The sequence below is a fragment of the Flagellimonas okinawensis genome (assembly GCF_029194005.1).
GTDB lineage: Bacteria > Bacteroidota > Bacteroidia > Flavobacteriales > Flavobacteriaceae > Flagellimonas > Flagellimonas okinawensis.
Window position 1 is genome coordinate 78,392 of record NZ_JARFVA010000005.1, and the last position, 13,877, is coordinate 92,268.

A 13,877-nucleotide genomic window follows, 5' to 3' on the forward strand; every position below is an offset into this window, starting at 1 on the left:
CTATGAGTGAGCAGTTAAAGGTGAAGACCATGCAGGAATTTATGGCCGAGGGAAAACAGCCTGAAATATTGTTTTGGGTAGGCTCTGCCGGTAGTTATGATGATCGTGCCAAGAAAATATCCAGGGCCTTTGTCAAATTGTTGAACAGCGCCAATGTGGATTTTGCCGTATTGGGCTCAGAGGAAAGTTCTACGGGAGATGTGGCCAAAAGGGCAGGTAATGAGTTCCTGTTCCAAATGCAGGCCATGATGAACATTGAACTGTTGAACGGATATGAGATCAAGCGCATTGTGACCTGTGACCCACATTCCTTCAATACCCTTAAAAACGAATACCCCGGTCTGGGCGGCAACTATGATGTGCTGCACCACACCCAATACCTCAAGGAATTGATCGACCAGGGCCGTTTATCGATAAGCGGAGAAGGATACAGGGGCAAGCGGATCACCTTTCACGACCCATGCTATTTGGGCCGTGCCAATTCCGTTTTTGATGCACCACGAAATGTACTGGCCAAGACCAATGCGGAACTCGTGGAAATGAAACGACATAAGAAAACGGCTTTGTGCTGTGGTGCCGGTGGTGCCCAAATGTTCAAGGAACCGGAAAAGGGGGATATGGACATCAATGTGCTGCGGACCAAGGACGCACTGGAGACCAGCCCCGATATCATTGCAACGGGATGCCCCTATTGCAATACCATGATGACAGATGGTATTAAGGCCCATGAAAAGGAAGACAGCGTCACCGTTTTGGACGTGGCCGAATTGTTGGCGAATTCCCAGGGACTATAAAGAAAACAAAATTTCAAAAAGGTCATTTATACGACCATTATCGATACAGATTATGCTAGTGGATTTTAATGAATTGCCCGATCATTCCAGAATATGGATCTATCAGGCAGATAGGAGTTTTACCGAAGAAGAGTTACAGGAACTGGAGGAAAGTGTAACGGCTTTCCTAAAGGAGTGGACCGCTCATGGGAGCGATCTATTGGCCGGTTTCGAGATCAAGTACAAAAGGTTCATCGTTATCGGACTGGACCAGACCAATACCAGTGCATCAGGCTGTTCCATAGATGCCTCCGTACACTTTATACAAACTTTGGAACAGAAGTACCAAGTGGAACTTTTGGACCGGATGAACGTTTCTTTCAAGCAAGGGGAATATATCGCTTACAAACCTTTGAAGGACTTCAAGAAATTGGCCAAGGCCAAATCGGTGTCCCCGAATACCATAGTCTTCAATAATTTGGTGGCGACCAAACAGGAATACCTTGAGAATTGGGAAGTTCCGGCAAGTGAGAGCTGGCATTCCAGATTTGTATAGCAAAACTTTAATTTATCTTAATTTGTGTGCGTTCCTCGATGAAATGCAATATTTTTATTGGCATTAAGTTCAGGTCATAGACAAGATATTTATGCGGATAAATAGCTACCTCCCCCTTTTTCTACTTATTTTTTTACAGGCCCAAGGGCAAAACCATCCTTTAGTGGTCAAGGATTCCTTGGCACAAATGGCATGGGTCGAGAACCAATACGCCAATATGTCCCTTGAAGAGAAGATCGGACAGCTTTTCATGGTGAGCGTAGCTTCTAATCAGGGGCCGTCCGCAACGGAAAAGGTAAAGGACCTGGTTAGGGAACAGCATATCGGAGGGGTGATCTTCCTTGTGGGCGGCCCTGTTCAACAGGCAAGATTGACCAACGAATACCAAGCCGAATCAAAAGTGCCGCTGCTCATAGGGTCGGACGCCGAATGGGGATTGGCCATGCGCCTGGACTCCACCTATGCCTTTCCGTGGAATATGACACTGGGGGCGATTCAGGACAGTTCAGTGGTAGAGAAGGTGGGCCATCAAATAGGAAAGCACGCCAAACGGCTCGGGGTGCACATTAATTTCGCGCCCGACCTGGATGTCAACAACAATCCACAAAATCCCATCATCGGGAACCGTTCCTTTGGGGAGGACCCCAAGAACGTGGCTCGAAAGGGACGGGCCTTTATCCGTGGTATGGAAAGGGCAGGCGTATTGTCCAGCGGCAAACATTTTCCCGGTCATGGGGATACCGCTACCGACTCCCACAAGGCACTGCCCATAATAGGATCCTCTTTGGAGCGCCTGGATTCCATTGAACTATACCCCTTCAAAAGGGCGATGGAAGCCGGATTGAGCTCCACCATGGTGGCCCATTTGGACGTGCCGAGCCTGGAGAGCCGCGAGGGGCACCCATCAACACTTTCAAAAAGTATCGTGACGGGTCTGTTGAAAAATCAAATGGGGTTCAAGGGGCTTGTGATCACCGATGCCCTGAACATGAAAGCTGTATCCGGGTTTGCACCGGAGGGAAAGGTAGCGTTGGAAGCCTTTTTGGCTGGAAACGATATGCTCCTGATGCCCGAAAATGTACTCAAGTCAAAGGAGACTTTCGTGCAAGCCTATGACCAAGGAGCGATCACCGAAGAAAGACTAGCGGAATCCGTCAAAAAAATACTGATGGCCAAGTACAAGGTGGGTCTCTATGATTACCGCCCTGTCGCGATGGAGGGGCTGGTCGGGGATCTGAACGGAATTGAAAATGATGTCATCTATGAAGAGGCCATCGAAGCCGCGATAACAGTGGCCAAGAACAATTTTGCCCTGATGCCCATCAAAAAGTTGGACAACAAGAAAATTGCATATGTCCATTTCGGGGATGATTCGGGGGATACCTATTATACCACTTTGAACAAATACCACAAGGTTACCCATATCAATGCCAAGGATATTGCACAATATAAAAAGGAACTGGCCGATTACAATCTGGTGATCATCGGATTCCACAAGGATAATTCAAGTCCATGGAAAGGCTATACATTTTCCAAGAACGAGCTGTTTTGGATGGAGGAAATTTCCCGTTTAAGGACAAGCAATACCATCTTGGCCCTGTTCGCAAGGCCTTATGCGCTGTTGGATGTCCTGAATTTTGATACGATGGATGGTCTTGTCGTCGGTTACCAGAACAGTGGTGTCGCACAGGAAAAAGTGGCAGAGGTCATTTTTGGGGCCATTGGGGCCACAGGGAAATTGCCGGTCTCGGCCCATAATGAGTTTCCTGTGGGTACCGGGGTGGATGTGGAACCCATCCAACGTTTGGGCTATAGTATTCCGGAAAGGGTAGGGATGAGCTCTAGGATGTTGGCAGAGGTCGATTCACTGGTGCAGGATGGATTGGACTCATTGATGTTCCCTGGTGCCCAAGTGCTGATCGCAAGGCGCGGGAAGGTCATCTACGATAAAAATTTCGGAAGGCCCACCTATAGATCCACGGATAGCATTACGGGGGAATCCATTTATGACCTGGCCTCACTGACCAAGATCTTGTCCACCTTGCCCATGATCATGAAAATGGAGGAGGAGGGGGACATCGCCCTGAACGATACCTTCAAGGACCTGATCCCCGAATATGCCGATACGGAATTAAAGGATGTTTCCGTTTTAAAGGCCCTGTCCCATTATGGACGTTTGCCTTCTTGGATCGCCTTTTATCTGGATACCCTTTCGGAGGATAGGAAACCATCATCCGAGTTTTATAGACAGAACCCCTCGGAAGCCTTTCCCTATAAGGTGGCGGAACATCTATACCTTACCCGTTCCTACAAGGATTCCATCTACAGTAGGATAGGAAGGCAAAGTCTCAAGTCCAATAGGTACCGCTACAGTGATGTCGGCTATTATGTCTTTAAGGAATACATTGAGAAGACCTATCAAAGGCCCATTGATGAACTGGTGGACGAATTTCTCTACCGTCCCATGGGATTACAGCGCACCACCTTCAACCCTTTAAAAAAGTTTTCAAAACAAGAGATAGTTCCCACCGAGGAGGACGACTATTTCAGATATCAGACGGTGCAGGGCTATGTCCATGATATGGGAGCGGCCATGCAAGGTGGTGTCGGGGGGCATGCCGGACTCTTCAGTACCGCCAATGAAGTGGCCAAGATCATGCAGATGTATTTACAGGGTGGTTATTATGGGGGAGAGCGATTTTTTGACTCCAGGACCATCAAAAGGTTCAATACCTGCTATTTCTGCAATAAAAATGTGAGAAGGGGAGTGGGGTTCGATAAACCGCAATTGGAGGATAAGGGGCCGACCTGTGGCTGTGTCAGCAGAAAGAGCTTTGGTCACAGTGGTTTTACCGGCACCTACACCTGGGCCGATCCCGATGAGGAGATCGTTTATGTCTTTATCTCGAACCGTACATATCCCTCCGCGACCAATACATTATTGATCAAATCCGGCCTAAGGACCCGTATCCAACAGGCCATTTATGATTCCATTATTAATTAGGTAATGAATATTGCCTTAGATTTGTTCTTATGAAAATAGCGATTGTGTGTTACCCGACCTTTGGAGGTAGTGGCGTTGTGGCCACGGAACTGGGCATTGCCCTTGCCGATCGGGGCCATGAAGTACATTTTATCACCTACCGTCAGCCTGTCCGGTTGGAGCTTTTGGGCAACAACATCCATTTTCATGAGGTACACGTACCCGAGTACCCGCTCTTCCACTACCAGCCCTATGAACTGGCACTTTCCAGTAAGTTGGTGGATACCATCAAGCTTTATGATATTGAACTATTGCACGTGCATTATGCCATACCCCACGCCTATGCAGGGTACATGGCCAAGAAAATGCTCCAGGAGTACGGGATCTTTATCCCGATGATCACAACGCTGCACGGAACGGATATTACCTTGGTGGGCAAACACCCTTTCTATAAGCCGGCTGTGACCTTCAGTATCAATAAATCGGATGTGGTGACCTCCGTTTCCGAAGCATTGAAAAAGGATACCCTAAAGCTGTTCGATATCGAAAGGGAGATCGAGGTGATCCCCAATTTTATCGAGACCACCAAATACCGCAACGATTATACGGATTGCCAACGTACCATGATGGCAAAGGAAGATGAGCGTATCATCACCCATATCAGTAACTTTAGGAAAGTAAAACGCATTCCCGATGTGATCAGGGTCTTCCATAAGATACAAAAGGAAGTACCGGCAAAGCTGATCATGGTAGGAGAGGGACCGGAAAAGGAAAAGGCAGAGGATATGTGCGATGCCTTGGGCATCAAGGACAAGGTACTTTTCTTGGGCAATAGCAACGAGATCGATAGGATCCTGTGCTTTTCCGATATGTTCCTCTTGCCCTCGGAGACCGAAAGCTTTGGATTGGCGGCATTGGAGGCCATGATCAACAAGGTGGCCGTAATCTCCAGTAATACGGGAGGTATCCCTGAAGTGAACATTGATGGGGTCTCCGGTTATTTGGCTGATGTTGGCGATGTGGAGACCATGGCACAAAAGGCCATAGAAATACTCAAGGATGATTCGACCTTGGAGAAGTTCAAGGAAAACGCCTATAACGTGGCTTCCAAATTTGATATCGTGCACGTGTTGCCCCTTTATGAGGACCTTTACGAAAAGGCGTTCAAATCCCGTTTTAAAAACACATTTTGATCTTGAGGTACGGTTTTTATATAGCACTATTCATCCTTGCTTCCTGCAAGGCACAGAAGAGCGGCCACACCTCTGTTGGAGAGCCAATGGAACAGCTGGTTTTGGTTGATCATGATGATTATAGCAATGTTGAGTATTTTGATACCTTAATTATCCGGGACACCAAGTCGTTACGTAAATTTTACACCGGGGTGAACAAGACCCGAAAGCCCGGACTTCCGGTGCCCATGATCGATTTCTCGAGTGATATGGCAATCATTGTCTGTTTGGGCGAACAGCAGGGCAAGTATGCACCGATGTTGTCCAAATTATCCGAGACGGACCAGGAACTATCCTTGGCCCTGGAACTTATCCAAGAGGAAGGGCAGAAAGATACTACGGTAGAACCTGTTTATTTTCCGTTTTATCTTTACAAAATGCCATTGGTCGATAAAACAGTTACTTTCCAATTCATTGAGGAATAGCCTTTTTAAAATCTTTTTTACTTCTTATCGATTAATAACGCAATTGAAAGTGCAAAGTTCCTTTTTATAAAAGCTTGACATAGTTTTGAATTTGATAACCTCAAATCAATAAAAATGAATATTTCAAAACCTGCAATGGTACTCTTTGCGCTTTTATTTACAGCGCTAACCTTTGCCCAAGACGTGGAACTGACCAAAAAGGACAGTATAGTCCAAAGCTATTGGCTCGTTACTTTAGGAACCAATATCGTTGATGATTCCGGAGATGAATTTGGAGAACTTTTTGACCTGAGTGAAGGGTGGAACATGGTACCTTACCCCTCTAGGGTGAGCGTAGGCCGTTATTTCAAGAATGGTCTTGGGTTGGAAGCGATAGGGTCTTACAACCGTTATAAAGAAGGTAAGATTATAGACAATCAGGTAAATATAGAAGATATTGACTATTGGGGACTCGACTTTAGGGTGAGCTATGATTTAAATATGATATTGGGCCATACTGGATTCTTTGACCCTTATATAGGAATTGGCGCAGGGTATACCGATGCCAATAATCAGGGTAGGGGTACATATAATGCGGTTCTAGGTTTTAGAACCTGGTTCTCCGATCATTGGGGATTGGACCTTAGCACCACAGGGAAATGGGCAATGGATACAGAAAACGCAACAAACCATATACAACACGCCTTAGGGGTAGCGTATCGTTTTAATGTGGAAAAAGGACTTTCTCGAAAAGGTGAGGAAAAACTGGCTTTATTGCAAGAATTGGAGAAGGAACAGCAACGTGTCCAAGATTCCATTGCGGATGCAGAGGAAGCGAAAAGATTGGCCGAACGTTTACAAAGAGAAAAAGAAGCTGCAGAGTTAGCTGCAGCAGAAAAGGCAAAACGAGAAGCTGAAGAGGCAAGAAGGGATGCGATAAGAAATAAAATCAATAACCTGGGCAATGTGTACTTTAAGCTCAATTCCTCTTACTTGACCTCAAATGATAAGGAATTATTGGATCAATTGGTGGCCATTATGGAAGATGAATCGAATTTGACCATAAAAATTACAGCGCATACAGATTCCAGAGGTACCAAGAAGTATAATCAATGGTTATCCGAAAGAAGGGCTGAGCGCACGGTTGCATATGTAATTTCCAAAGGGATTTCCGAAGATAGAATAAGTCATGAGGCTTTTGGAGAAACACAATTGGTGAATGAATGTGAGGACGGTGTACGATGTACTGAAGAACAGCATGCCAAGAACCGCAGATCGGAATTTGTGATATTAAAACTATAATTTTAATATGCTCTTCAATTCAATTGATTTTGCAATTTTTCTTCCAATAGTTTTTGTACTCTATTGGTTTTTGACCAATAGAAATTTAAAACTACAAAACTTACTTATTGTAATAGCCAGTTATATTTTCTATGGATGGTGGGATTGGCGGTTTTTATCATTAATAGTATTCAGTACTATTGTAGATTTCACTATTGGTAATCTACTTAAAAATGAAGTGAGGGTCAATTTTAGAAAAATATACTTATGGATAAGTATTATTGTTAATCTTGGATTTTTAGGCTTTTTTAAATACTATAATTTTTTCATTGACAGCTTCACGGAAGTATTTAGTTTCTTTGGTGGTGAGATTAGTGTAAATTCCTTGAATATTATATTACCTGTAGGTATCAGTTTTTATACTTTTCAGACATTAAGTTATACAATTGATGTGTACAGAAAGCAACTTGAACCCACAAAGGATATAATTGCTTTTTCTGCTTTCGTTAGCTTTTTCCCTCAATTGGTGGCAGGACCCATTGAAAGAGCGACAAATCTACTTCCCCAATTTTATAAAAGGCGGACATTTGATTATAACTTGGCCATAGATGGTCTAAGACAAATACTTTGGGGTCTGTTTAAAAAGGTTGTAATAGCAGATAATTGCGCTGAATATGCGAACCAAATATTTAATAATTCTAATGATTTTTCGGGCAGTACATTATTTATTGGGGCTCTCTGTTTTACGTTTCAAATCTATGGTGATTTTAGCGGTTATTCGGATATAGCCATCGGGACCTCTCGTTTATTTGGTTTTAATTTAAAGCAAAACTTTGCGTTCCCATACTTCTCCCGGGATATTGCAGAGTTCTGGAGAAGATGGCATATATCTTTATCTACTTGGTTTAGGGATTATTTATACATACCACTAGGAGGGAGTAGGGGGAGCTTGTTAAAAAAGATTAGAAATATTTTTATAATATTTATTGTGAGTGGTTTTTGGCATGGTGCAAATTGGACTTTTATCGTGTGGGGCTTTCTAAATGCATTGTATTTTCTGCCATTAATGTTGATGAATAAAAATAGGGTGAACACTAATTTAGTGGCGGAGTCTAGAATATTCGCAAGCTTTAGGGAGATTGGTCAAATGACCATAACATTTTTACTAACAGTATTGGCCTGGGTATTTTTTAGAGCAAAGGATGTATCTCATGCCTTTTCTTATTTAGATGGAATGTTTTCTTCCTCACTATTTCATGTTCCAGAGGTTTTTGATTCGAATGTTTTCTTTTTGGTACTTGGATTTATGGTCGTTGAGTGGTTCGGAAGGTCGAATAAATATGCTATCGAAAGTATTTTCAAGGTGCCAAAAATTGGCAGATGGGCATTTTATTTCTTATTAATCGCCTTGATGTTTATTTATACTGGTAAAGAGCAAGAATTCATTTATTTTCAATTTTAGGGTATGAGGAAATTTTTGATTCAAATAGCATTGTTTATTTTAATTGGATTGGTGATTGCGGAAGTTGCTTCCCGTTTCTTTGTATTTACCAGTGATATACCTATGAGAACTGTTAACACTAACCAAATTCAAAAATACGTTCCCGATCAGCAAGGGTATTGGAAAATGAAGTCCCATAAATGGCAGGTTAATCATTTAGGATGGCCAGGACCTTTACCTGATAGTTATGACAACTTGGTTACTGTTATTGGAGATTCATTCATTGAAAATTTTATGAACCCTGACAGTTGTCATCAAAGTGTACTGTTGAAAAAGGAAATGCCGAATTTAAATTTTATGGAAGCCGCCAGGTCGGGGGTTTCTCTTATCGAGGCATTTGAAATAAAAAAAGAATTGGATACTTTGAATCCGAAGTACCAATTAATTTATGCTTCAGACTCTGACTTTGAGGAGAGTATAGCTCAAATTCACCCTATGTCGGATGTTACACAATTTAATTTGAAAACCAATCAGATAGCGTATGGTAAATTAAAATCTCCTGGGCTAAAAAAGATTTTATATAATTGGAAGTTTGTATTTTATCTATATCGCAGGTTTTCGTCAGATTTAAGTTTTAATGATGTCCAGGCCTCCCATAGTGAAAAATCAGATGTAAAAGATGATATACCAAAGTACAGAGAGCTCATTGATTTTATTCATAATAATTATGTAGCGGATAATGTGATAATTGTTCTAAAACCTAATACCAATCCAATATTTCAGAATTTATTAAGTGAGTATGAGATAAAGTTTATGGTATTAGACGATACTAAAGATAAATCATGGTCGTTCGATTATGATGCCCATTGGACGTGTTATGGACACGAAAGAGCGTCGTTACAAGTTTCTGATTATTTAAGAAAGTACAAAAAGTAAAGTTGCCTTATAACAATAGATTAAAAATATAGTTTGTGGACACCAATGAGGGCTCTGTTTATTAAAAGGGACTAGATAAAATTTTAAACAAAAACTAACCATGTTATTCAACTCACTAGAGTATTTCATTTTTCTGCCAATAATGTTCGTACTTTATTGGTTTGTCTTCAATAAGAAGTTAAAGCTGCAAAATGCTTTAGTTCTTGTAGGAAGTTATTATTTCTATGGTCTTTGGGACTGGAGGTTTCTTTTCCTGATTATTGCCAGTACCATCGTGGATTATTTTGTGGGCATTATGATCCACAAAAATGAGGACGATCGCAACCGGCAGAAACTGTGGTTGTGGGTAAGCGTAATATTTAATATATCCCTGTTGGGCTTCTTTAAATATTACAACTTCTTTGTGGACTCTTTTGTTGACCTTTTCGAAATGTTGGGTTATTCCATTAAGAGCACTTGGACATTAAGGATTATTTTACCGGTGGGTATATCCTTTTATACCTTCCAGACCATGTCCTATTCCATGGATATTTATTACAAAAGAATTAAGCCCTGTCAAGACTTTTTATCCTTTGCTACGTTTGTGGCATTTTTTCCTCAGCTTGTTGCTGGGCCAATTGAAAGGGCATCCAATTTATTGCACCAGATTACCAATAAAAGGACTTTTAACTATGATCAAATAGTCAGCGGACTTAAACTGATTCTTTGGGGGCTCTTCAAAAAAATGGTGATTGCAGATGGTATTGCTCCCATTGTGGATGATATTTTTATGAACTACGAAACCTATCCGGCCTCTACATTGATTTTGGGGGTAACCCTGTTCAGTTTTCAGGTATATGGTGATTTCAGTGGATATTCCGATATCGCGATAGGTACTTCAAAAATGTTCGGCGTGGAATTGATGTCCAATTTTAAATTTCCAAACTTCTCCAGAAACGTGGCGGAGTATTGGCAAAGATGGCATATCTCATTGTCCACATGGTTCCGCCACTATATTTATATTCCTTTGGGGGGATCAAGGGTGAGTCAGGGAAGAGCAATCAGAAACATTTGTATTATCTTTTTGGTAAGTGGTTTTTGGCACGGGGCTAACTGGACATTTATTTTTTGGGGTGCTTTTCATGCCGTGGCCTATGTCCCCGTATATTTAATGGGAAGGAATACCATTTATAAAAACAATGTGGTTGGCGAGAATTCTTTTTTCCCATCTTTTATAGAAATAGGCCAACTTATTTTAACCTTTGGTATTGTAACGTTTTCTCGAATCTTTTTTAGATCGGAGTCCTTAACCGATTCATTTAATTTCATTGCCAGGATATTCACTGATTTTCAGTTTGTACCCTATGAACACCCAAATGGTTATAGAATGCTGGATTATTTTATCCTTTTGGCGGCTTTTGTGTTATATGAATATCGCATTAGGAAGGATGAAAGAAACCCTTTCAAGTTTAAATCCAAAGTGGTGCGTTTTGTGGCATATACGGTAGTGATATTTACCATGTTGTTATTCTATGATAGCGGGTTTGACAGATCATTCATTTATTTCCAATTCTAGATATGAAAAAATTAGTAATAAAATTAGGTGTTTATTCTTTTCTGATCTTGATCAGCTTGGAGATTCTTGTTAGGATATTTTATTTGGGGGAGGATAAACCTTCTCGATTTGTTGATGAAAAACGAGTGGAAAAATGGGTGCCCAACCAAGAGGGGTACAACGTAACGGGAAACCGTAACCAAAATTTCATTAGATACAACATCAATAGTTCTGGTTTTAATTCTTACCAAGAGTTTGAACCGACCAAAGATGGTGTAGAGATAGCCTTAGTGGGGGATTCTTTTATCGAGGGTTTTCATCAGCCTTATAGAATTTCTATTGGAAGAAAAGTGGAACAGAAATTTAACGATAAGATCAAGGTTTTTGAATATGGTTATTCCGGTTGGGATATGGCCGATCAGCTCCATTTGATCAATGCTTACAAGGAGGATTTCGACCTTATCGACCGGATATACATCAAAATGAAATTTTATAATGATCTTGAAAGAGGCGAATATTTTGTGCAGAAATCCAGACTAAACCTGGAATCCCCAGTAAACAAGCTTCTTAAAAAGAGTAAGCTATTGATTTATTTTTCTGAAATCGGTGTTTTGGACCCGGTTCGAAATTTAATGAAAGATGCAACTTCACTGGTCAAGGGCGGAACACAACAGGCAAAACCCAAGAAATCATCCGAAGACGAGCTTGAGCAAGAGAAAATATACTTGGAGAATTTTAAGAACTTAGTAAACCTCTATGGATTTGATAAAGAAAAAACTGTTCTTTTAATGGACGAATCCGATACTGCAAAGATTTTCTTGGACTATTTGGACGAAAACGGCTTTCAACACATCGACTTTGGGGAAACGATAAACAACTCCAAAAGGAAAACCACTTTGGTCTACGATATGCACTGGAACAATTATGGCAGGACATTGATTGCCGATATTATTATTGACAATCTTGAAAACTCTGGGGTTGTACGCAATAATTAGTAAAGCCTGTAATATAAAAAATCAAGGTTTAGATGACCGTTAGTTCAGCTAAATTCAAAATAATACCTGGGTGAACTTGATTGATCTTTGCAGGTAGATTTTCGCAAGTATGAATGTTTAGGCCATTATCGGCTACAAGAATGGATTTCCATCCTAAAACGTTTGGTGCATCAAAATCCTTATTGGCGTTGTCAGCTATATAATAGTAATTGGACAGGTCAAAATAATCTTCAACAACAGTGAAGTTTCTTTTATTGGGCTTTGTAGAGCCTATTTCTTCGGAAATTACGGTGTAATCTACATAGTGATCTATTCGCAGTGACTTAATTTTATTTCGTTGCGTAATAGATCTTCCATCTGTAACTATTGCGATTTTACCGCCCTTTATTTTTATTTTTTCAAATAGCTCGGCTACCCCGGGGAAGGGAGATATGTCCGGGACATGGTTACGGTAGATATCCAGTAAATCTGCTGTTTTGGTTTTATATTCTAGGCTTACAAGTTCGAATACATTTTTACCAGAACGATAATCCGAGAACATTTGTATATAAAGCCTTTTCCAGTTATTTGCATCTAATTGTTTGGCTATATATTTATAGGCAGATTTTAAATACTCGATTTCATTGTAAAGGGTGTCATCCAAGTCAAATACAACAACCGTATTTTTGTCAACCTTTATATCCATGGACTAAAACTTCATTGTCATATCTCAACATGAGTAGGTTATTCTCCCAAACATCAAATTGATCTGCTAATTCTTTTTTATGGTAATATTCTTCGAGAATCCATTTAGGGAAATTGGCACCGGCCAAATAGGAGAGCGGGTATCCACCTCCGAATCTAGCATTGAGCTCGATACCATAAATTTGATTTGACTCTTTGTGCATGAAAAATTGGGCGGTAATGCATCCTACAGCACCATCCATAAAGGATAACTTTTCTTTTAAATGGTCTACCAGCTCATTCCTGCACGTAACACCTTTATTTACTTCCCCATCCCGTACTTCGATTCTTTTACGAGGTACAATGCATTTTAGTTCGTGTTGTTTATTATAATAAAGGTCACAAGTATATTCATCATGCTCTTGGTGATCCAAATATTCAAGAAAGAGCAACTTGTCGTTTTCGAAATGGTAATTCGTAAGTTCTTCTTTGGATTTGATGATAAATGTGTCTACACTTCTACTACCATCTATAGGTTTGATGAATAAGGGCAATTCATAATCATCCTTTTTGAATTCCTTTGCTACTGAAACGCCCATAGATTCAAAATACTCGTGGGTCACTTTCTTGTTTCTACATTTTTTAACAAATTCTGGCTCTGATACCAATACCGTTATCCCATTTTCCAAGAACTTCTCTTTATTTTCTGCAAGTAACATTAGTTCGTGGTCTATTGTAGGCACTACAAGACTTATGTTTCTTTGTTTACAGTTTTCAATCAACGTAGAAACATAGGATTCGTCATCAAGTCTGGGAACCATAAAAAAGTCATCGGCAACTCTACATGCAGCGGATAGGATAGGGTTGGCGTCAGCGGCGTAAACTTTACCATCCGGTATAATTTTTTTCAACTCTTTTTGAAATGCTTGGAGTAATGAAACCCGTCTTCCTGCAGATGTAATTAAAATGTTCATTATTGGGGAATAGTTGTAAGTTCTGGTTTATTTTGTGTTGTAATGGTTGTCTGCTCCGTACATACTAATTTAACTAATGTTAAAATTATAGGGTACAGTATTTTC

The 13,877-nt window shown here is 40.9% G+C and carries 12 protein-coding genes; 10 read left to right on the forward strand and 2 right to left on the reverse strand.

Annotated elements, in window-relative coordinates; translation table 11 throughout:
• The first annotated feature begins 2 nt into the window (after positions 1–2).
• From PY091_RS13905 to PY091_RS13950, 10 genes are all read left to right on the forward strand, one after another.
• Positions 3–794 (forward strand): (Fe-S)-binding protein, encoded by a 792-nt coding sequence (locus tag PY091_RS13905; RefSeq protein WP_275650262.1) that lies wholly within the window; start codon positions 3–5, stop codon positions 792–794.
• Between the two features lie 52 nt (positions 795–846).
• On the forward strand, positions 847–1,329 hold the full coding sequence (locus tag PY091_RS13910) for an ABC transporter ATPase (protein ID WP_275650263.1): 483 nt from the start codon (positions 847–849) through the stop codon (positions 1,327–1,329).
• A 91-nt stretch (positions 1,330–1,420) separates the two neighbouring features.
• The gene (locus PY091_RS13915; protein WP_275650264.1) at positions 1,421–4,333 is read left to right on the forward strand and encodes a glycoside hydrolase family 3 N-terminal domain-containing protein; all 2,913 of its coding nucleotides are present in this window, start codon (positions 1,421–1,423) and stop codon (positions 4,331–4,333) included.
• 29 nt (positions 4,334–4,362) lie between these two features.
• Entirely contained in the window at positions 4,363–5,505 is a 1,143-nt protein-coding gene (bshA, locus tag PY091_RS13920; RefSeq protein ID WP_275650265.1) for an N-acetyl-alpha-D-glucosaminyl L-malate synthase BshA, read from the forward strand.
• Positions 5,506–5,507: 2 nt separating this feature from the next.
• Complete coding sequence (locus PY091_RS13925) at positions 5,508–5,969, forward strand: hypothetical protein (RefSeq protein WP_275650266.1); 462 nt, start codon at positions 5,508–5,510, stop codon at positions 5,967–5,969.
• 114 nt (positions 5,970–6,083) lie between these two features.
• The gene (locus PY091_RS13930; RefSeq protein ID WP_275650267.1) at positions 6,084–7,250 is read left to right on the forward strand and encodes an OmpA family protein; all 1,167 of its coding nucleotides are present in this window, start codon (positions 6,084–6,086) and stop codon (positions 7,248–7,250) included.
• A 7-nt stretch (positions 7,251–7,257) separates the two neighbouring features.
• Positions 7,258–8,691, forward strand: a complete 1,434-nt coding sequence (locus tag PY091_RS13935; protein ID WP_275650268.1) for an MBOAT family O-acyltransferase — start codon at positions 7,258–7,260, stop codon at positions 8,689–8,691.
• A gap of 3 nt (positions 8,692–8,694) precedes the next feature.
• Positions 8,695–9,606 (forward strand): hypothetical protein, encoded by a 912-nt coding sequence (locus PY091_RS13940; protein WP_275650269.1) that lies wholly within the window; start codon positions 8,695–8,697, stop codon positions 9,604–9,606.
• A 142-nt stretch (positions 9,607–9,748) separates the two neighbouring features.
• The gene (locus tag PY091_RS13945) at positions 9,749–11,161 is read left to right on the forward strand and encodes an MBOAT family O-acyltransferase (RefSeq protein ID WP_313790388.1); all 1,413 of its coding nucleotides are present in this window, start codon (positions 9,749–9,751) and stop codon (positions 11,159–11,161) included.
• Between the two features lie 2 nt (positions 11,162–11,163).
• Positions 11,164–12,135, forward strand: a complete 972-nt coding sequence (locus PY091_RS13950) for a hypothetical protein (RefSeq protein ID WP_275650271.1) — start codon at positions 11,164–11,166, stop codon at positions 12,133–12,135.
• Between the two features lie 28 nt (positions 12,136–12,163).
• Here PY091_RS13950 and PY091_RS13955 read toward each other — a convergent pair whose 3' ends face one another.
• Both PY091_RS13955 and PY091_RS13960 read right to left on the reverse strand, forming a co-directional pair.
• The gene (locus tag PY091_RS13955; RefSeq protein WP_275650272.1) at positions 12,164–12,820 is read right to left on the reverse strand and encodes an HAD family hydrolase; all 657 of its coding nucleotides are present in this window, start codon (positions 12,818–12,820) and stop codon (positions 12,164–12,166) included.
• On the reverse strand, positions 12,804–13,772 hold the full coding sequence (locus PY091_RS13960; protein ID WP_275650273.1) for an ATP-grasp domain-containing protein: 969 nt from the start codon (positions 13,770–13,772) through the stop codon (positions 12,804–12,806). The genes PY091_RS13955 and PY091_RS13960 overlap by 17 nt, the downstream gene beginning before the upstream one ends.
• Positions 13,773–13,877 lie beyond the last annotated feature (105 nt).

Coding starts and splice junctions, on each gene's coding strand:
- PY091_RS13905 (WP_275650262.1), top strand. CDS start 3: ATGAGTGAGCAGTTAAAGGTGAAGACCATGCAGGAATTTATGGCCGAG.
- PY091_RS13910 (WP_275650263.1), top strand. CDS start 847: ATGCTAGTGGATTTTAATGAATTGCCCGATCATTCCAGAATATGGATC.
- PY091_RS13915 (WP_275650264.1), top strand. CDS start 1,421: ATGCGGATAAATAGCTACCTCCCCCTTTTTCTACTTATTTTTTTACAG.
- bshA (WP_275650265.1), top strand. CDS start 4,363: ATGAAAATAGCGATTGTGTGTTACCCGACCTTTGGAGGTAGTGGCGTT.
- PY091_RS13930 (WP_275650267.1), top strand. CDS start 6,084: ATGAATATTTCAAAACCTGCAATGGTACTCTTTGCGCTTTTATTTACA.
- PY091_RS13935 (WP_275650268.1), top strand. CDS start 7,258: ATGCTCTTCAATTCAATTGATTTTGCAATTTTTCTTCCAATAGTTTTT.
- PY091_RS13940 (WP_275650269.1), top strand. CDS start 8,695: ATGAGGAAATTTTTGATTCAAATAGCATTGTTTATTTTAATTGGATTG.
- PY091_RS13945 (WP_313790388.1), top strand. CDS start 9,749: ATGTTCGTACTTTATTGGTTTGTCTTCAATAAGAAGTTAAAGCTGCAA.
- PY091_RS13950 (WP_275650271.1), top strand. CDS start 11,164: ATGAAAAAATTAGTAATAAAATTAGGTGTTTATTCTTTTCTGATCTTG.
- PY091_RS13955 (WP_275650272.1), bottom strand. CDS start 12,820: ATGGATATAAAGGTTGACAAAAATACGGTTGTTGTATTTGACTTGGAT.
- PY091_RS13960 (WP_275650273.1), bottom strand. CDS start 13,772: ATGAACATTTTAATTACATCTGCAGGAAGACGGGTTTCATTACTCCAA.